At 66.2% G+C, this 18,563-nt stretch carries 17 protein-coding genes; 11 read left to right on the forward strand and 6 right to left on the reverse strand.

Annotated features, from left to right (window positions below; genetic code table 11):
* The first annotated feature begins 326 nt into the window (after positions 1 to 326).
* From KHP60_RS07165 to KHP60_RS07190, 6 genes are all read left to right on the forward strand, one after another.
* Positions 327 to 1,565 carry an aspartate kinase gene (locus KHP60_RS07165; protein ID WP_213563085.1) on the forward strand — a complete coding sequence of 413 codons (1,239 nt, stop codon included), beginning with the start codon at positions 327 to 329 and terminating at the stop codon, positions 1,563 to 1,565.
* A 91-nt stretch (positions 1,566 to 1,656) separates the two neighbouring features.
* Positions 1,657 to 3,924 (forward strand): phosphoenolpyruvate--protein phosphotransferase, encoded by a 2,268-nt coding sequence (ptsP, locus tag KHP60_RS07170; protein ID WP_213563086.1) that lies wholly within the window; start codon positions 1,657 to 1,659, stop codon positions 3,922 to 3,924.
* Positions 3,924 to 5,012, forward strand: a complete 1,089-nt coding sequence (prfA, locus tag KHP60_RS07175; RefSeq protein ID WP_213563088.1) for a peptide chain release factor 1 — start codon at positions 3,924 to 3,926, stop codon at positions 5,010 to 5,012. The genes ptsP and prfA overlap by 1 nt, the downstream gene beginning before the upstream one ends.
* The gene (fosX, locus tag KHP60_RS07180) at positions 5,009 to 5,446 is read left to right on the forward strand and encodes a FosX/FosE/FosI family fosfomycin resistance hydrolase (protein ID WP_213563095.1); all 438 of its coding nucleotides are present in this window, start codon (positions 5,009 to 5,011) and stop codon (positions 5,444 to 5,446) included. The genes prfA and fosX overlap by 4 nt, the downstream gene beginning before the upstream one ends.
* Entirely contained in the window at positions 5,430 to 6,278 is an 849-nt protein-coding gene (prmC, locus tag KHP60_RS07185) for a peptide chain release factor N(5)-glutamine methyltransferase (protein ID WP_213563097.1), read from the forward strand. Before fosX ends, prmC begins: the two co-directional genes overlap by 17 nt.
* Positions 6,279 to 6,661: 383 nt before the next feature.
* Positions 6,662 to 7,735 carry a DUF4167 domain-containing protein gene (locus KHP60_RS07190; RefSeq protein ID WP_213563099.1) on the forward strand — a complete coding sequence of 358 codons (1,074 nt, stop codon included), beginning with the start codon at positions 6,662 to 6,664 and terminating at the stop codon, positions 7,733 to 7,735.
* 239 nt (positions 7,736 to 7,974) lie between these two features.
* Here the strand turns inward: KHP60_RS07190 and KHP60_RS07195 are convergent, their stop codons facing one another.
* The 3 genes from KHP60_RS07195 to KHP60_RS07205 all read right to left on the reverse strand — a co-directional run bounded on the left by KHP60_RS07195 (position 7,975) and on the right by KHP60_RS07205 (position 9,586).
* Complete coding sequence (locus KHP60_RS07195) at positions 7,975 to 8,757, reverse strand: MOSC domain-containing protein (RefSeq protein ID WP_213563100.1); 783 nt, start codon at positions 8,755 to 8,757, stop codon at positions 7,975 to 7,977.
* Positions 8,758 to 8,980: 223 nt separating this feature from the next.
* Positions 8,981 to 9,256: a hypothetical protein gene (locus KHP60_RS07200; RefSeq protein WP_213563102.1), complete on the reverse strand. Its 276-nt coding sequence runs from the start codon at positions 9,254 to 9,256 to the stop codon at positions 8,981 to 8,983.
* Positions 9,257 to 9,259: 3 nt separating this feature from the next.
* Complete coding sequence (locus KHP60_RS07205) at positions 9,260 to 9,586, reverse strand: hypothetical protein (protein ID WP_213563104.1); 327 nt, start codon at positions 9,584 to 9,586, stop codon at positions 9,260 to 9,262.
* Between the two features lie 175 nt (positions 9,587 to 9,761).
* Between KHP60_RS07205 and clpB the strand changes: the two genes are divergently transcribed.
* Positions 9,762 to 12,383 carry an ATP-dependent chaperone ClpB gene (clpB, locus tag KHP60_RS07210; protein ID WP_213563106.1) on the forward strand — a complete coding sequence of 874 codons (2,622 nt, stop codon included), beginning with the start codon at positions 9,762 to 9,764 and terminating at the stop codon, positions 12,381 to 12,383.
* 287 nt (positions 12,384 to 12,670) lie between these two features.
* Here the strand turns inward: clpB and hpf are convergent, their stop codons facing one another.
* Entirely contained in the window at positions 12,671 to 13,111 is a 441-nt protein-coding gene (gene hpf, locus KHP60_RS07215; protein ID WP_213563114.1) for a ribosome hibernation-promoting factor, HPF/YfiA family, read from the reverse strand.
* 100 nt (positions 13,112 to 13,211) lie between these two features.
* Entirely contained in the window at positions 13,212 to 14,315 is a 1,104-nt protein-coding gene (locus tag KHP60_RS07220; RefSeq protein WP_213563350.1) for a S1C family serine protease, read from the reverse strand.
* A gap of 141 nt (positions 14,316 to 14,456) precedes the next feature.
* Between KHP60_RS07220 and KHP60_RS07225 the strand changes: the two genes are divergently transcribed.
* From KHP60_RS07225 to KHP60_RS07240, 4 genes are all read left to right on the forward strand, one after another.
* Positions 14,457 to 15,185 carry a DUF4142 domain-containing protein gene (locus tag KHP60_RS07225; RefSeq protein ID WP_213563116.1) on the forward strand — a complete coding sequence of 243 codons (729 nt, stop codon included), beginning with the start codon at positions 14,457 to 14,459 and terminating at the stop codon, positions 15,183 to 15,185.
* A 239-nt stretch (positions 15,186 to 15,424) separates the two neighbouring features.
* Positions 15,425 to 16,039: a hypothetical protein gene (locus KHP60_RS07230; RefSeq protein ID WP_213563118.1), complete on the forward strand. Its 615-nt coding sequence runs from the start codon at positions 15,425 to 15,427 to the stop codon at positions 16,037 to 16,039.
* Positions 16,040 to 16,216: 177 nt separating this feature from the next.
* Positions 16,217 to 17,308 carry a TRAP transporter substrate-binding protein gene (locus KHP60_RS07235; RefSeq protein ID WP_213563120.1) on the forward strand — a complete coding sequence of 364 codons (1,092 nt, stop codon included), beginning with the start codon at positions 16,217 to 16,219 and terminating at the stop codon, positions 17,306 to 17,308.
* A 131-nt stretch (positions 17,309 to 17,439) separates the two neighbouring features.
* A complete protein-coding gene (locus KHP60_RS07240; RefSeq protein WP_213563122.1) occupies positions 17,440 to 17,622 on the forward strand; it encodes a hypothetical protein in 183 nt (60 codons plus the stop codon).
* 53 nt (positions 17,623 to 17,675) lie between these two features.
* Here the strand turns inward: KHP60_RS07240 and KHP60_RS07245 are convergent, their stop codons facing one another.
* Complete coding sequence (locus KHP60_RS07245; protein WP_213563130.1) at positions 17,676 to 18,542, reverse strand: DMT family transporter; 867 nt, start codon at positions 18,540 to 18,542, stop codon at positions 17,676 to 17,678.
* Between the last annotated feature and the right edge of the window lie 21 nt (positions 18,543 to 18,563).

An 18,563-nucleotide genomic window follows, 5' to 3' on the forward strand; every position in this document is an offset into this window, starting at 1 on the left:
CTCCGCCTTGCGGGAGGGGTAGGGGTAGGGCCGGTCGGGTGAGACCTGCCCGTCATGGCCGGTCTTAGACCGGCCAACCCGATCCTATGAGGCTCAGCGCTTTAGGCAATCGGGATCACCGGCACAAGGCCGGCGATGACGTGGAGGGAGCATTGCCAAGTGCGGCGCTCCGACTTTTTGTCCCTATCCATCTGGGCAAGCCCAAGGCAGGCGGCGGAGAGAAATCGCGCGTTGACAGGGCGCAGCCCTACCGTCATGTAGGGGCGCCTTTCGGCCTGCGAAGGGCAAAATCTCATCTTCCTCACCGAGTACGGCCTTCCTCGCCCATGCCCCGTCTTGTCATGAAGTTCGGCGGAACATCCGTCGCCACCGTAGAGCGCATCCGCAACGTGGCGCGGCATGTCAAACGCGAAGTCGAGGCCGGCTATGACGTCGCCGTCGTCGTCTCCGCCATGGCGGGCAAGACCAACGAGCTCGTCGGCTGGGTGAAGGACGCCTCGGGCCTCTACGATTCAAAAGAATACGACGTGGTCGTCGCCTCCGGCGAACAGGTAACGTCCGGCCTCCTCGCCATCGCCCTGCAGGAGATGGGCCTGAAGGCGCGTTCCTGGCAGGGCTGGCAGATCCCGATCATGACCTCGGACGCCCATGGCTCGGCGCGAATCGCCGCCATCGACGGCACCGGGATTCTCAAAGGCTTCACGGACAACAGGGAAGTCGCCGTGGTCTCCGGCTTCCAGGGCGTGCACCAGCCCACCGGCCGCGTGACGACGCTGGGCCGCGGCGGCTCGGATACCAGCGCCGTGGCGCTCGCCGCCGCCGTTCAGGCCGAGCGCTGCGACATCTACACGGACGTGGACGGCGTCTACACCACCGATCCGCGCATCGTGCCCAAGGCCCGGCGCCTGGATAAGGTTTCCTACGAGGAAATGCTGGAAATGGCCTCGCTGGGGGCCAAGGTGCTTCAGGTGCGCTCGGTCGAGCTCGCCATGATGCATCGCGTGCCGACCTATGTGCGCTCCAGCTTCGACGATCCCGCCGATCCCAAGCTCGGCACCCTCATCTGCGACGAGGAAGACATCATGGAACAGCAGGTTGTCACGGGCATCGCCTATTCGCGCGACGAAGCCCAGATCACGCTGCGGGACATTGCGGACAAGCCGGGCATCGCCGCTTCGATCTTCGTGCCCCTGGCGGACGCCAACATCAACGTCGACATGATCATCCAGGTCGTGTCCGACAACGCCGCCACCACGGACCTGACCTTCACGGTGCCCACCGCCGATTACGAGCGGGCCTGCGCGATCCTCAACACCCATCGGGACGAGATCGCCTTCAAGGAGCTCCAAGGCGCGACCGACGTGGTGAAGGTCTCGGCCATCGGCGTGGGCATGCGCAGTCATGCGGGCGTTGCGGCACGCGCGTTCAAGGCCCTGGCCGACAAGGGCATCAACATCCGGGCGATCACCACCTCTGAGATTAAATTCTCGGTGCTGATCGAATCGGCCTACACGGAGCTTGCGGTGCGCACGCTCCACTCGCTATACGGCCTTGATCAAGCCTGATTGACGAGGGAACTGTCGGGCTGCGACACTCGTAGGTAGGTAGCCGCCGGTTCGCCTTGCCGGCTCTTGAAGGACGGGAACTGATAAGCTCATGCCAAGCGCTCCCGGCGGTCCGCGCCTTCTGCTGCGCCGCCTCCGCGAGATCATGGCGGAGCCGGTCGGGGCGCAGGACCGTCTCGACAAGATCGTCACCCAGATCGCCGCCAACATGGTGGCGGAGGTGTGCTCCGTCTATGTGATGCGCGGCGACGGCGTCCTCGAGCTCTTCGCCACCGAAGGCCTGAACCGGGAAGCCGTCCACCTCACCATCATGCGCTCGGGCGAAGGCCTCGTCGGCCTCATCGCCTCGACGGCCGAGCCCCTGGCGCTGTCCGACGCGCAGAGCCACCCGGCCTTCTCCTACAAGCCGGAGACGGGCGAAGAGATCTACCACGCGTTTCTCGGCGTGCCGCTGCTGCGCGCCGGCAACACGCTCGGCGTTCTGGTCGTCCAGAACCGCACCTACCGGGTCTATACCGAGGAAGAGGTCGAGGCGCTCCAGACCACCGCCATGGTGGTGGCCGAGATGCTCGCGACCGGCGAGCTGCAGGCCCTGGCGCCGGTGGATACGGGCATCGCGCTCCGCCGACCCGTCTACCAGAAGGGCGTCGCCCTCGCCGATGGGGTGGGCTTGGGTCACGTGGTGCTCCATGAACCCCGCGTCGTCGTCAAGAACCTCATCGCCGAGAACATCGAGGCCGACCTCCAGCGCCTGGATTCGGCCATCGCCGAGGTGCGCCTGTCCATCGACGAGCTGATCGAGCGCGGCGACGTGGCCCATCACGGCGAGCACCGGGAAGTCCTGGAGACCTTCCGCATGTTCGCCCACGACCAGGGCTGGCTCCGGCGCATGCGCGAGGCCGTAACCTCGGGCCTGACCGCGGAGGCGGCCGTCGAGCGCGTGCAGTCGGACAACCGCGCCCGCATGCTGCGCCAGACCGATCCCTACCTGCGCGAACGCCTGCACGATCTCGACGATCTCGCCAACCGCCTGCTGCACCGCCTCGTCGGACGCAATCTTGTGGCGGAGCGGGCGCATCTGCCGGAAAACGCCATCCTGGTGGCCCGCTCCATGGGCCCGGCGGCGCTTCTCGACTACGACCGGTCGCGCCTTCGCGGCCTCGTGCTCGAGGAGGGCGGGCCGACGAGCCACATCGCCATCGTGGCCCGCGCCCTGGGCATTCCTGCCGTGGGCGAGGTGTCGAACGCGACCTCCCTGACGGAGCCGGGCGATGCCATCATCGTCGACGGCGCGGCCGGCGAGGTGCAGATCAGGCCCAATCCCGACGTGGAGGCAGCCTATGCCGAGAAGGCGCGCCTTCGCGCCCGCCGACAGGAGCAGTACCTCAAGCTCCGCGACGTGCCCTCCATCACCAGGGACGGCGTGGAAGTCACCCTGCAGATCAATGCCGGCCTCGTGGTGGACCTGCCGCATCTGGCCGAGACCGGGGCCGCGGGCGTCGGCCTGTTCCGCACCGAGCTTCAGTTCATGATCGCCGAGCGGATGCCCTCGGCCTCCGAGCAGCAGGCGCTCTACAGCACCGTCTTCGCCGAGGCCGGCGACAGGCCCGTCACCTTCCGCACCCTCGATATCGGGGGCGACAAGATCCTGCCCTACATGCAGTCGGTCGAGGAGGAGAACCCGGCCCTGGGCTGGCGTGCCATCCGCATCGGGCTCGACCGGCCGGGCCTGCTGCGCGCCCAGGTCCGGGCCCTTCTCAAGGCCGCGGCCGGGCGCCCTCTCAAGATCATGTTCCCGATGGTGGCGACCTGCGACGAGTTCGAGCGCGCCAAGCAGATCGTCGAGCGGGAGAAGGCGCATCTGGCCAATCACGGCCATCCGCTGCCGTCGGACCTGAAGCTCGGCGTCATGCTGGAGGTGCCGTCGCTGCTGTTCCAGCTCAAGGAAATCTGCGAAAGCGCCGATTTCATCTCGCTCGGCACGAACGACCTGATGCAGTTCTTCTTCGCCATCGACCGCGAGAACCGGCGCGTGTCAGACCGCTTCGACCCTTTGAGCGCGCCCATGCTGCGCGCCTTGAACATGGTCGCTGAGCATGCGCAGGCCGCCGGCTGCCTGGCGACCATCTGTGGCGAAATCGGCGGGCGCCCCCTCGAGGCCATGGCCCTGATCGGCCTCGGCTTCCGTTCGCTCTCCATGTCCCCGGCGGCCATCGGCCCGGTCAAGGCCATGCTGCTGGAGATGAACGTCGCGGAGCTCAGCGTCCTGATCCGCGAGGAGCTGAAGAACGCCGGGGGCGGCGAAACGCTGCGTCCGAAACTCGCCCATTTTGCGGAAACCCATGGTATTCCGGTCTGATGTCGATTGCCCCTCCCTCCGATCGCCTGAACGCCATTCTGGCCCGCCATGACATCATCACGGCGACGCTCAATGCCGGCCCCGATCCCGAGACCTTCGTGGCCCTGTCCCGCGAGCTGTCCGAGCTCGACGGCGTGGTGGACGCCATCCGCGCCTATCGCGCGATGGAGGACAACCTGCACGGCCTTCAGGCCCTGATCGACGACGCCTCGACCGATGCCGAGATGCGTTCGCTGGCCGAGGACGAGCTTCCCCAGGCCAGGGAGGATCTGGAAAAGGCCGCGCAGGACCTGCGCATCATGCTCCTGCCCCGCGACGAGGCGGACGAGAAGAGCGCCATCCTCGAGATCCGCGCCGGCACGGGCGGCGACGAGGCCGCCCTCTTCGCCGGCGACCTGCTGCGCATGTACACCCGCTATGCCGACCTGAAGGGCTGGAAGGTCGAGATCGTATCCGAGAGCGAGGGCACCGCCGGCGGCTACAAGGAAGTGGTGGCCGAGATCAAGGGACGCGGGGTGTTCGCCCGGCTCAAGTTCGAGAGCGGCGTGCACCGGGTCCAGCGCGTGCCGGACACGGAAACGCAGGGCCGCATCCACACCTCCGCCGCCACCGTGGCCGTGCTGCCCGAGGCCGAGGACGTGGACATCGTGATCAACGATGCGGACTTGAAGATCGACACCATGCGGGCGCAGGGCGCCGGCGGCCAGCACGTGAACAAGACCGAATCGGCGATCCGCATCACCCATCTGCCGACCGGCATGGTGGTGTTCGTCCAGGACGAGCGCTCCCAGCACAAGAACCGCGCCCGCGCCATGGCCCTGCTGCGCGCCCGCCTCTACGATGCCGAGCGTACCGCCAAGGACGCGGCCCGCGCGGCCGACCGCAAGGCGCAGGTGGGCTCCGGCGACCGCTCCGAGCGCATCCGTACCTACAACTTCCCGCAGGGGCGCGTGACCGACCACCGGATCAACCTGACGCTCTACAAGCTGGAAGAGGTCATCGGCGGCAATGCCCTGGACGAGCTGATCGACGCCATCGTGACCGAGCATCAGGCGGCCCAGCTCGCCGCCCAGGACCAGGCGGCATGATCGAGGGCAGGGTTGAAGGACTGAGCCACATCACGCTCATCACCCACGATCTCGCCCGCATGACCTCCATCGTCGAAGGGGCGCTCGGCGGCCGTGAGATCTACTCCTCCGGCGAGGACACCTTCTCCCTGTCGCGGGAAAAGTTCTTCGATGTGGGCGGGCTCTGGATCGCCGTGATGGAGGGCGAGAGCCTTCCCACCCGCACCTACAATCACATCGCCTTCAAGATCCCGACATCGGCCATGGATGACTACCGGGCCAGGATCGAGGCCCTGGGGCTGGAGATCCGTGAATCCCGCCCGCGGGTCGAAGGCGAGGGCCACTCCCTCTATTTCTACGACGACGACAACCACCTGTTCGAGCTGCATACCGGCACCCTGGAGGAGCGGCTCGAACGCTATCGGCAGGGCCGAAGCCGTGAAGACTCGCGCTGAAGCGCTGACGGACCTGCGCCGGACCCTCGGCGAGGCCGGGTTCGAGACTGCGGCCCTGGACGCGCGGCTCCTCTTGCTGACGGCCCTTGGTATTTCGGCGACAGATCTTATCACCCGGCCCGATACTCTCCTGTCACCGGACGAGGCCGAGACCCTTGCCTCCTTTACCCGAAGACGTCTCGGCCACGAGCCAGTCGCCCGGATCGTCGGGGTCCGGGAGTTCTGGGGCCTGCCGTTTCGCCTCTCTCCCGAGACCCTGGTGCCCCGCCCCGACACGGAGACGGTCGTCGAGACCGCCCTCGACCTCCTTCCGGACCGGCAAGCGCCCCTCAGGGTCGTCGATTTCGGCACCGGATCGGGCTGCATCCTGGTCGCGCTCCTCCACGAGCTGCCCCAGGCGACGGGCCTCGGGGTCGACCTGTCCTTCGGCGCCCTTGTGACAGCCCGTACCAATGCCATCGGCAACCGGGTTGGCGGGCGCTGCCACTTCGCTCTCTCGCGCTGGGCCGATGCGGTTTCGGGCACCTTCGACCTGATGGTCTCGAACCCACCCTACATCGCCTCCGGGGTGATCCCGACCCTCGACGAGGAGGTGCGGGAGCACGACCCCAGGCTTGCCCTCGACGGCGGCCCGGACGGTCTGGAGCCCTACCGGATCCTTTTGAGCGAAGCCGGGCGGCTCCTCGCCCCCCAGGGCCTGCTCGTGGTCGAGATCGGCTACGATCAGGCCGAGGATTTAATAAGCTTGGCAAGGGTTTACGGCCTTGAAATCGTGCGGATCGCCCACGATCTATCGGACACCCCCCGCAGCATCGCCATGAAGCGATCGTGATGAACGGGGTGCGGCATTCTTGTCCCAGGGCGGGATAAAGTCTGAAATAGCCCTTGTTGGACCGAGCGGAACCCGCTAGATTCGTATCTAGAGATCGTCCTCGGTCTAAACAAATCGGCAGCCCCTCGGGGGAATGCCGGAAGACCAAACGATATCAATCGCGCAGGCAGGGGCTTTTGAAACGGAACAGCCTGGCGCGATTACCTGAACCCGACACTGAAGGATGGCCAAGCCTGTAAGAGGCTATGGCCGAATGTCAGACGGTTGCCACGCGAACGGTGGGCGCTGAGCCCGTTCGGTGAATATTGGCTTGCATATCGCGTGGGCATGAAGAACCAGCGAGGCTCATAGAGCGAACAATGAGACCAGGACAGAACAGGCGTATGCGCGGTCGTAACAACAACAACCGCAACAACAACAAGGGGCCCAATCCCCTGACGAAGAGCTATGAGTCGAACGGCCCGGACGTGAAGATCCGCGGCACGGCTCAGCATATCGCCGAGAAATACAGCCAGCTCGCCCGCGACGCGCAGTCGAGCGGCGACCCGGTGGCGGCCGAGAACTATTTTCAGCACGCCGAGCATTATTTCCGCATCATCGCGGCCGCCCAGGAGCAGCTGCGCGAGCAGTACGGCTACCAGCAGCGTCCCTTCGACGAGGAAGGCGGCGACGAGGAGGGCTTCGGCCCGGGCGAGCGCTCGAACTTCGAGCGCGCCGGAGGCCAGGATTTCGGCAATGGCGACGAGCAGGATTTCGGCTCCCAGCCGCAGCCTTACGAGAACCGGGCCGAGCGTCAGCCGCGCTTCGACCGCAACGATCGTCAGGATCGTGGCGACCGGAACGACCGCCAGGATCGGAATGATCGCCAGGATCGGCCGGATCGGAACGATCGCGGCGACCGTCGTGAGCGCTTCCAGCGCGACCGTGGCCCGCGCCAGGATTTCCCGCGTCAGGATTCCCAGCGCCAGGATTCCCAGCGCCAGGACTTCCAGCGCGACGAGCAGCCCTATGAGGCCCGCTCCGAGGGGAGCGAGCGCAACGAGCGCAGTGAACGCCCTGCCCGCTTCGACCGCCCCGAGCGCAACGATCGTCAGGACCGGGGTGACCGTCCCGAGCGCGCCGACCGGCCGGAACGCAGCGACCGCTTCGAGCGGAATGACCGTCCGGAGCGTGGCGAGCGTCGTGAGCGCTTCCAGCGCGACCGCCGCCGCGACGACGCCGATGCACCCGAGCAGGGTACCCTGCCGGCCTTCCTGACGAACCCGGTCCGCACGCCGGCTCCGGTTGCCGTCGACGAGGCTCCTCCGGCCGCCCCGGTGGTGCAGGAAGCGGCCAACGACGCGGAAGCCCCGCGTCCGCGCCGCCGCCGCCGTACCCGTCAGGAGATGATCGATGCGGCCAATGCCGAGAACGCCGGCTTCACGCCGGATCCGGCCGAGACCCCGGCGGCTGAATAAGATTCCATTGCGGAACAAGATGAAAAGGGAGAGCCTTGCTCTCCCTTTTTTGTTGTCCGGCGGCCTGCTGGGAAAGACGAGGAATGGGAAAGACACGGAAGTGTCATTCCCGGCCGAAGCGAAGCGGAGGGGAAGGAAAACCACTTGCGGCGCGGCTCTATGGATCCCCTTCCCGGTCCTGCGGACCGCCGGGGATGACACAGAGCCTTCATCACCGCTCCCACACGGGAGGGAGAGAATTAAAGCGCCAGCGTCGCCTGCTCGGCCTCGAGATCCTCGCCGGCTTCGAGGGTGCCTCCCTGCAGCACCTCGGCATAGATGCCGCAATCGAAGTGGCCGTAGGCCTTCATGAGGCTCTTGGGGATTTCCAGGTCACGGATGCCCGTATCCGGATCCACGTTGGTGGCGGCGCAGCGCTCGATGCGCTTGGTCACCTTGAGACGTATCCCCGAGGGGGTGGTCAGCACCTGGCCGACGAGGTCGAACTCGGCGAAGGGAGCAAGACCCTCGAGGTGAATGTTGCCGCGAAAGCGCAACGGATCGACGGCGGATCCGATCATGGTCTCCAGCTGGCGCACGCTCGCCAAGTTGATGAGCGAGACGAAACCGCGCCGGGAATCGGTGAACCGGAAGCCCTCGGGGGCGGTCAGCACCTTCGGCGGACCGCGCAGCTCCTTGGGCATGAACTTGCGAAAGAAGGCCTCGATGGCAAGCCGCCCTTCCCGCGTGGAGAGATCGCCGCGCGCCACCTCGCGCCCGCCCTCCTCGATGAACAGGGTCGTGATCGAATCGAGATAGCGGGTCTTGAGCCGCGCCAGGCTCTCGTTGCGCATCAGCATCAGGAACTTGATCTTGGGCTGATGCTGCGGATGGTCCGGATCGAACCCGGCCGGGCCGTTCTCGATGGCGAAGAGGCGGTCGCCGGGGAAGTAATCGCCCTTCGTGAGAACGGCCTGGGTCAGCGGCTCGGGCGACAGGCCCTTGACCGGATAGCGCTGGAGGGAGGCGATGCGGATGCTCATGGCCTATCGATAGAAGGCGGCTGCCGCGGGGGCAAGAGCTCCCGATCCATGCGCCAGCCCTCCCACGTCATGGCCGGGCTTGTCCCGGCCAGCCCGATGATGAAAAGCGCCGCGCCCTTCCGATCGGGATCACCGGCACAGGGCCGGTGATGACCCGAGGACGAGGTCAAAAGAAAAAGCCCCGCCGATGGGCGGGGCTGTCTCTCAGGCGCAAGCGCAGCTCTTACGAAGCGTCGCCCGAGCGGGCCACCTTCGTGCGCTTGAGTTCGGGCTCGAAATAGCCCTCGCGTGCCGGGATGTGATCCTCGTTCGTGGTCTTGGGGTTCATGCCCTCATTGGCCGTCTGGTGCGGCGGGATGTGGGCGGAGGGGCCGGCCTCCTGCTTCATGCGCAGGGCCTTCTCGGCATTGGCCTTGAGCTCATCGCGCGCCTTCTCGGCTTTTTCCGCGCGGCGCCGGCTTGGGCTTAGACGGGAGAAAAGATCGGACAGGGCCATCATTGATCACTCCTTGGCGCGCGAAAGGACGCCGTCGCTCTCGTCGCTGCGATGGGTTGGAGGGGTTTGAACGGTCTTCGGGGAGACGGGGATGTCGCGGGAGGTGGCCATGGTGCCGGTGGAATCGCCGATATCCCGATCCGCCTCGGCCCGCTCGCGCGTCTGACCGGGCCGGGGTGGCACCTGCCCGTTCTCGGTCGTGTCGCCGAAGGTTTCCGGCGTGACCGAAGGCCCCTCCTCGAGCGGGCTTTCCGGAACGGCCAGGCCGAGCTCCGCATTGCGGGCAAGGTCGGCGCGGGCCTTCTCGGCGTCTGAGCGCGGATCGCGCGTCATGGGAACCTCCTCGAATTGTTGCAGGGTCAATGCCAGCGCCGCGAGCGGGTTCCCCCTCTTGTTGTGACGAATTGGACACACCACCTTAAACTCGCGGATGCTCCAGGAGGAGGTCCGACATCGCAGGATTGGCCCGTGCCTCCAGAAGGGCGGGCGGATCTGAGGAGGGATGAGAATGAATTTTGAAAAGTACACCGAGCGTGCCCGGGGCTTCGTTCAGGCGGCGCAGAACCTCGCCGTGCGCGAAGGCCACCCGCAGCTCGCTCCCGGTCACGTCCTAAAGGTTCTGCTCGACGATCCGGAAGGCCTGTGCGCCGGTCTCATCGACCGTGCCGGCGGGCGCTCCCGCGACGCCCATGCGGCCGTCGAGCAATGGCTCGCCAAACAGCCAAAGGTCTCCGGCTCGGCCTCGCAGCCGCAGGCCACGCGCGAGCTGATGCGCTTCTTCGACACCGCCGAGAAGGCGGCCGAGAAGGCGGGCGATTCCTTCGTCACCGTCGAGCGCATGTTGCTGGCGCTCGCGGTCGAGAAGGACACGGAAGCCGGAAAGATCCTGGCCCAGGCCGGCGTGACCGCGCAGGGCCTGAACACCGCCATCAATGCCCTGCGCAAGGGCCGCACCGCCGACAACGCGACGGCGGAGAACGCCTACGACGCGCTGAAAAAATATGCGCGCGATCTCACCGAGGCCGCGCGTGACGGCAAGCTCGATCCGGTGATCGGCCGCGACGAGGAAATCCGCCGCACGATCCAGGTTCTCTCGCGCCGCACCAAGAACAACCCGGTGCTCATCGGCGAGCCCGGCGTCGGCAAGACCGCCATCGTCGAAGGCCTCGCATTGCGCATCGTCAACGGCGACGTGCCGGAGAGCTTGAAGGACAAGCAGCTGCTCGCGCTGGACATGGGCGCGCTGATTGCGGGTGCGAAATATCGCGGCGAGTTCGAGGAGCGGCTGAAGGCCGTGCTCAGCGAAGTGACCTCGGCCGAAGGCGGCATCATCCTGTTCATCGACGAGATGCACACGCTGGTCGGCGCCGGCAAGGCCGACGGCGCCATGGACGCCTCGAACCTCCTGAAGCCCGCGCTCGCCCGCGGCGAGCTGCACTGCGTCGGCGCAACGACCCTCGACGAGTACCGCAAGCACGTGGAGAAGGACGCGGCGCTGGCCCGCCGATTCCAGCCGGTCTTCGTGAGCGAGCCCACGGTGGAGGACACCGTGTCGATCCTGCGCGGCCTGAAGGAAAAGTACGAGCAGCATCACGGCGTGCGCATCACCGATAGCGCGCTGGTCGCAGCCGCAACGCTCTCGAACCGCTACATCACCGACCGTTTCCTGCCCGACAAGGCCATCGACCTCGTCGACGAGGCGTCGTCGCGCCTGCGCATGCAGGTCGATTCGAAGCCCGAGGAGCTCGACAACATCGACCGCGAAATCGTGCGTCTCAAGATCGAGCAGGAGGCTCTTAAGAAAGAGACGGACACGGCCTCCAAGGACCGCCTCGAGCGCCTCACCAAGGAGCTTGCGGACCTGGAAGAGCAGTCGGCTTCCATTACGGCCCGCTGGAAGGCCGAGAAGGACAAGCTCGGCACCGCGGCCGATCTCAAGAAGAAGCTCGAGGAAACGCGCAACCAGCTCGCTTCCGCGCAGCGCAACGGCGATTGGGCGAAAGCGGGCGAGCTCTCCTACGGGGTCATCCCGGGGCTCGAGAAGCAGCTCTCCGACGTCGAGGCGAAAGCCGATGGCGGCGGCCTGATGGAAGAGGCGGTGACGCCCGATCACGTGGCGGGAGTCGTCTCACGCTGGACCGGCGTGCCCGTCGACAAGATGCTCGAAGGCGAGCGCGAGAAGCTGCTGCACATGGAGCAGGATCTGGCCAAGCGCGTCGTCGGACAGGCCGAGGCCGTGACGGCGGTCTCGACCGCCGTGCGCCGCGCCCGCGCGGGCCTGCAGGATCCGAACCGGCCCATCGGCTCGTTCATGTTCCTCGGCCCCACAGGTGTGGGCAAGACGGAGCTGACGAAGGCGCTGGCAAGCTTCCTGTTCGACGACGAGACGGCGCTCGTGCGCATCGACATGTCGGAATACATGGAGAAGCACTCGGTCGCCCGCCTCATCGGCGCGCCTCCCGGCTATGTCGGCTACGAGGAGGGCGGCGCGCTCACCGAGGCGGTCCGCCGCAGGCCCTATCAGGTGGTGCTGTTCGACGAGATCGAGAAGGCGCATCCGGACGTGTTCAACGTCCTGCTGCAGGTGCTCGACGACGGGCGCCTCACGGACGGGCAAGGCCGCACCGTGGACTTCCGCAACACGCTGATCATCATGACGTCGAATCTCGGCGCCGAATATCTGGTGAACCAGCCAGAGGGCCAGGACACGGATGCGGTGCGCGACGAGGTCATGGGCGTGGTACGCTCGCACTTCCGGCCCGAGTTCCTCAACCGCGTGGACGAGATCATCCTGTTCCACCGGCTGAAGCGCAGCGAGATGGGCGCGATCGTCGACATCCAGATGCGCCGCCTGCAGAAGCTGCTGGAGGATCGCAAGATCGTGCTGCAGCTCGACGAGGAGGCGCGCAACTGGCTCGCCGACAAGGGCTACGATCCGGCCTACGGGGCACGTCCCCTGAAGCGCGTGATCCAGAAGCACGTGCAGGATCCGATGGCGGAGCTCATTCTCTCCGGCGAGATCAGGGACGGCGAGACCGTGCCGGTGCATGCGGGCCCCATGGGCCTGATGATCGGTGACGTCACGGTGAGCGGCACGGAGCGTCCGCCGGAAGGCGTGCGGTTGAACTGAGCCGCACTCCTGTTGATGTTCATGACAATGGCCGGGCGCCTGCCCGGCCATTTTTTGTTGCTCTCGCTCACATCCTTTAGTCATGGCCGGGCTCGTCCCGGCCATCCCGATCGGACGAGCGCCGCGCTCGAAACCATCGGGATCACCGGCACGAGGCCGGTGATGACTTGAGAGGTGTCATTCCCGACAGGACGCGAAGCGGACGGAAAGCGACACGCCGTCAGCGCTACGGATCGCCTTCCCGGTTCTTCGAACCGCCGGGAACGACGGAAAACGACAATGTCGGATTATTCGGCGGCGACGCGGTAGTCGCCCTCGTCATTGGCTGCCGGGACGGCATCCTCACGGAGCCGTTGCGCGCGGCGCGGCGACGTCCCTTCACGCAGGAGCATGTCCTTGTCGATGCGCTCGGCCTTGTCCTCGCGCAGCTCGCGCTTCGAACGGCGAAGCTGCTTGGCGGTCTTCTGCAGCGCGGCGCGGAAGGCGGCGTAGAGGTCCTTGTTCTTGGCCTCGCCGCTCATCATCTTGAGCGCGCCCATCTGCATGTTCACCGTGCAGCGATAGGTGATGCCTTCTCGCGTAACGTGAACGGACGCCGAGCTCAGGTGGCCGAAATACTTTCCGGCGACCTGACGGATGTTCGTTTTCGCATATTCGGGAAACATATCGCCCAGATCGACTGCCGAGCTTTGCACCAGGATGTTGGTATCGGTGCTATCAGGTGTCATTCGCTCCTCCGTTGGTGAAGGTTCGATGGCTAACGGCGAGACCGCATGAAAGTTTCGCCCCCGAGGAAACGAATCGGACCCTGCCGAGGTTGTGTTCTCTTTATGGCCTGCGCGCCCGCGGCCCCTGTTCGCCCACATCGACGACCGCCACATCGACCCTCTCGCGCCGGTTGTCCCGGAGGATGGTGAGCGAGACCGTCTCGCCGACGCCGGTGCGCTCCAGTCTGTCCGTGAGGTCGGAAAGCCGCCGCACTGGCGTGTCCTCCACGGCAACGATGATGTCGCCGATCACGCCGGCGCGCGCATCGACGCCACGCAGCCCGGCCCGGTCCGCCGGCGAGCCGGGCACGATGCCGGCCACGATCACTCCGTTCACGCCGAGCTGCGCCGCGAGCGTCTCGTCGCCGGCCAGGATGCCGATCCCCGGCGTCGGCACGCGGCCGCTGCGGATCAGCTCCGGCACCACCCGGTTGACCACGTCGACCGGAATGGCGAAGCCGATGCCCGCATTGGTACCGGAGGGCGAGAAGATCGCCGTGTTGACGCCGATGAGCCTGCCGGCGGAATCGAGCAGCGGGCCGCCGGAATTGCCCGGGTTGATCGCCGCGTCGGTCTGGATCACGTCGGCGACTTCGCGCCCGCCGCTGGTGGGCAGGCGGCGCTTGAGGGCGCTGATGATGCCGGTGGTGAGCGACTGGTCGAGACCGAACGGATTGCCGATGGCATAGGCCGTCTGGCCCACCTTGAGATCGGCCGAGCTTCCCACTGCGACCGGCGCCGGCAATCCGCCCTGGCGCTGGACCCGCAGCACGGCGAGATCGTAGTTGGGCGCCCGGCCCACGACCTCGGCCGGAAGAACCTCCCCGGAGGCCAGCCGCACCACGAAGGAGGCGCCGTTTTCGACCACGTGGTTGTTCGTCACCACATGGCCCACCGCGTCCCAGAGGAAGCCCGTGCCCGAACCGGAGGGCTCGCCGCCCGCGGGCCCGCGGCCCGACAGCCCGACCACCTGGACGACGGAAGGCGCCACGGTCTCGAAGATGCGGATCGTCGAACGCTCGAAGTCCGAAAGGTCTCCGCGCGCCGCGACCGGTCGCGGCTCCCTGGCCGAAAAGAGATAGCCGGTCACATAGGGCTGGAGCACGAAGAACGCGAGCAGCACCGCGACCACCACCATGAGGATTCTTGCCGCCCGATCCCGCATCTCGCCTCCTTCGTTCAAGCGCTCTGTCTCACAACGGACGCCCCTGGACGAAGTTCGATCGCCGACGCTGAAGGTGGAGACGCCCGAACAAAACGGTCCCGCAAGCGTTCGCTCTCACAACCCGTTCGCAGGAGACACTTGATGTCACGCCGTCTCGTGATTGCCGGCCTCGTGGCCGCCATCAGCCTTCCCGCCCTCGCTCAGCAGGTCCAGCAGAATCAGGCCATCCCCCAATCGACCACACCGCAGCCGGCGGAAACGCAGACCGATCCGGCCCTCGGCCGGAATGCGCAGGAGCGCCAGCAGCGGACGCAGCAGGGTGGTGCGCCGCAGGATACGCAGACTCCCGCGCGCCAGGGCCAGGCCAGCGCGCCGGCCGCCATGGGCCAGCAGCAGTCGCAGGCCGACCGGCAGTACATTCAGCAGATGCTGGCGCTCAGCACCGTGTCGCTGCAGCAATCGAACTTCGCGCACAGCAAGGCTCAGAATCCGCGCGTGAAGCAGTTCGCGGATTTCGAGATCGCCGAGCAGAACCTGCTCACCGACATCATGCACTCCTTCGCCGATCCGAACGCGACGGCCTCCACCACGCAGGGCGCGCAGCAATCCGCCGCGACGGCGCCCGAGCTGCCGCAGAAGGACGCCCAGGCCATGGAGCGCCTGTCGAAGGCGCAGCCGGGCGCGGCCTTCGACAAGGACTATGTCGCCCTGCAGATCGAAGGGCACCAGCAGTTGCTGAAGCTTCAGGAGAGCCATCTCCAGCAGGCCTCGGGCAACCGCGAGATGGCGAACCTCGCCAAGCTCGCGCGCGGACAGATCAAGGAGCATCTCGCGCTGCTGCAGGACATGCAGAAAGAGCTTGGCCAGTAAGGAAAGCCGGCCCCGCCTTTTCACGGCCGCGGGGCCGGAACACCCGTCCTCGAAAGGACGTTGCCTTTGCGCATCATGCGGACCCAGAGGGCCGCGTCAGCGAAAACCGGATCCCCCTTCCCGCACGATGCGCAAGTTGAACGATGAGCATCGGGTTGATCCCAAAAGTCTACTTTGGGTCCGCTGCTCGGAGGCGCAGGCCGAAGGGCCTGTTTGAAACCCAAGAAGAGGAATAACCCATGGCGCAAGACAAACGTGGCCGCCCCCCGGAGCCACCTGTCGACGAGGTGCTGAACGAAGTCACCCAGGAAGAGACCGGCGACGATTTCGTTGCGGGCCCGACCCAGCGCAACGATGTCGGCAACACCAAGCGCGCGGCCGCGAAAGCCACCGGCATCATGGGTGCTTCGAAGAAGCTCGATCCCGATCTCGACATCGACCATGTGGACGACAATCGGCCGACGAGCGGCTCAAAGGCCGGCATCCACTCCTTCAAGGAAGTGCCGGAAGAGGAAGACGACGATGCCGGCTTCCAGATGTCGAACGAGGAGATCGCCGAGGGCGTGAACACGACCGCCGCCAAGAGCCCGGCGCCCCGCGCCGCGCAGACCGAAGGCACGACGGGTCCCACCGGCATGAGCGGCGGCGCTGCCTCCCGCGCCCGGGTGCCGGCGCCCGGCAATGCGGTGGACGTGCCCAAGGGCACCCTGGTGCGCGGCCATCCCACGGCGAGCCAGTCCGGCGGACGCTCGACCTCCTCCACGGGCGACGAGAAGCCGCCCAAGCGCTCCGCCCGCGCCCATAGCGGCCAGCAGCAGCGCCCGTTGTCCAAGGGCGGCTCGGAGGAGCGATAATCTACATTCGTCATTCCGGGTGGTTCTCGCCACCCGGAATGACGCTACTGCATGGCTTCGTCGACCCTGCCGCATATCTGCCGCTACGGAAGGCGGAGTGACAGCGGCCCTCCTCCCGCTTTATGGAATGTTCAGCCAAACCGGCAGTGACGACATAAATCGGTCGAGGAAATGCTCATGGACAGAAGAAAAGTTCTCAAAGGCGCGGGCTTGGCCGCTGCGGCAGGCGCCGTCGCCTCTCCGGCCATCGCGCAGGCGCAGCCGGAAATCCGCTGGCGCATGGCCTCGGCCTATCCGAAGAGCCTCGATACGCTCTTCGGCGCGGGCGAGATGATTGCCAAGCGCGTGGCTCAAGCCACCGACAACAAATTCCAGCTGCAGACCTTCGCGGCGGGCGAAATCGTCGGCGCTCTCCAGACCCTGGATGCCACGCAGAACGGCGCGGTCGAATGCTCCTACACCCTGTCGAGCTTCTTCATCGGCAAGGACCCGACCTTCATGTTCGACACCTCGGTGCCGTGGGGCATGAACGTGCGCCAGCACAATGCCTGGATGCATTACGGCGGCGGCCTCGAGCTGATGCGCGAGTTCATGAAGGACTACAACATCTTCCCGATCCCGGCCGGACAGACGGGCGCACAGATGGGCGGCTGGTTCCGCAAGGAAATCAAGTCCATCGCCGACCTGCAGGGCCTGAAGATGCGCATCGCCGGCATGGGCGGCCAGATCATGCAGAAGCTCGGCGTGGTGCCCCAGGTGCTGGGCGCCGGCGACATCTATCCGGCGCTGGAGCGCGGCACGCTCGATGCGGTGGAGTTCTCCGGTCCCCACGACGACGAGAAGCTCGGCTTCGTGAAGGTGGCCCAGTACTACTACTATCCGGGCTTCTGGGAGGGCGGCGCGCAGCCCTCGCTCTACGTGAACATGAACAAGTGGAACGAGTTGCCCTCCAACTACAAGGCCATCCTGGAAGCGGCCTGCGCGGAAGCCAACGCCATGTGCGTGGCCAAATACGATGCGCAGAACGCCGATGCGATCCGCCGCCTCGTGGGCCAGGGCGTGCAGTTGCGCCCGTTCCCGCGCGACGTCATGGAGCAGAGCTACAAGGAAGCCTACAAGCTCTACGGCGAGATCGCAGCCTCGAACGCCAAGTTCAAGAAGGTGTACGATTCCTGGAACGCCTTCCGCGAGAAGGAGCTGACCTGGTTCCGCATCGCCGAGCTGCCCTTCGACTATTTCGTCAACCAGCAGCAGGGCCAGCCCCGCTGATAGGATCGAAACCGACACAAGCGGCGCCGAAAGGCGCCGTTTTCGTTTGGGAATTGGGAAAGCGGATCGAAGCTTGGCCCGATGCGTTGTCCTCTCAACAGGCGTTTGCAATCCAACGGTGGAGACAGGACATGACGGACAAGAACCGCGATCAGGACACCACGCAGGGCAAGGACGATCCTAAGGACACGCGCGACCGCAAGGACGAGAAGCGACCGGAGAACAACCGCAAGCACCAGGAGGACCTGCTCGACGAAGGCGTCGAGGAAACCTTCCCTGCGAGCGATCCGGTTTCTGTAAAAATATCGAAGTAGGTCCGGCGTCAGGCGAAAAGCCCCGGAGCGCGAGTTCCGGGGCTTTTCGCGTTTCAGTTCCGGCTCGCCACGGCAACGCCCAGGGCGGCGAGCGCCATGCCGGCGAGCTGGATCGGGCTCAAGGTCTCGCCGAAGAGCGCGAAGGCCATCAGCGCCGCGACCGGCGGCACGAGATAAAGCAGCGTCGCCACGCCCACGACCGCGCCCCGGCGGATGAGGAAGAGCAGCAGGCCGATGGCCCCGATGGACAATCCCAGCACGGCCCAGGCCAGCGCGCCCAGAAGCGGCAGGGTCAGGTCCATATGGCCTTCCTCCGTCAGGAGCACGAGAGGCAGGGTGACGGCGGCCGCGCCGATATACTGGATGGCCGCATTGACGCGCAGATCGAGGGTGCTGCCGGTACGCTTCTGCCAGATCGTCCCGAAGGTGATGGAGAGCATCCCGAGCAGGCAAATGCCAAGCGCCAGAGGCGGCACGCCCCCTGCCCCGAGCTTCGGCGCCACCACGAGCGCTGCGCCCAGGAACCCGATGCCGATCCCGAGCCAGCGCCGTCGCGAGACACGCTCCCCGAGGAGAGACCCGGCCAAGAGTCCGGTCGCAAGCGGCTGAAGCCCGGCCACCAGGGCGGAGATCCCGGCGGGCAATCCATGTTTCACCGACCAGAACACACCGCCGAGATAGAGCCCATGCAGGAGGATTCCGGCGATGAGGCTGTTGCGCCAATCGTGCCAGTTGCGCGGCCAGGACATCCGCGCGACGGTGACGATCCCGACGAGGACGAGGGTCGCCAGCACATAGCGGACGAACAGAAAGGTCAGCGGCTCGGCATAGGGCGCCACGAACCGCGCCACGATGAACCCGGTCGCCCAGATGAGCACGAAGAGCGGCGGCGCGAGGCGAGCGAAGAGGGTCGGGTTCATGGCGATGATGCTGGGAAGAGA

The organism is Microvirga sp. 3-52 (assembly GCF_018383585.1).
Lineage (GTDB): Bacteria > Pseudomonadota > Alphaproteobacteria > Rhizobiales > Beijerinckiaceae > Microvirga.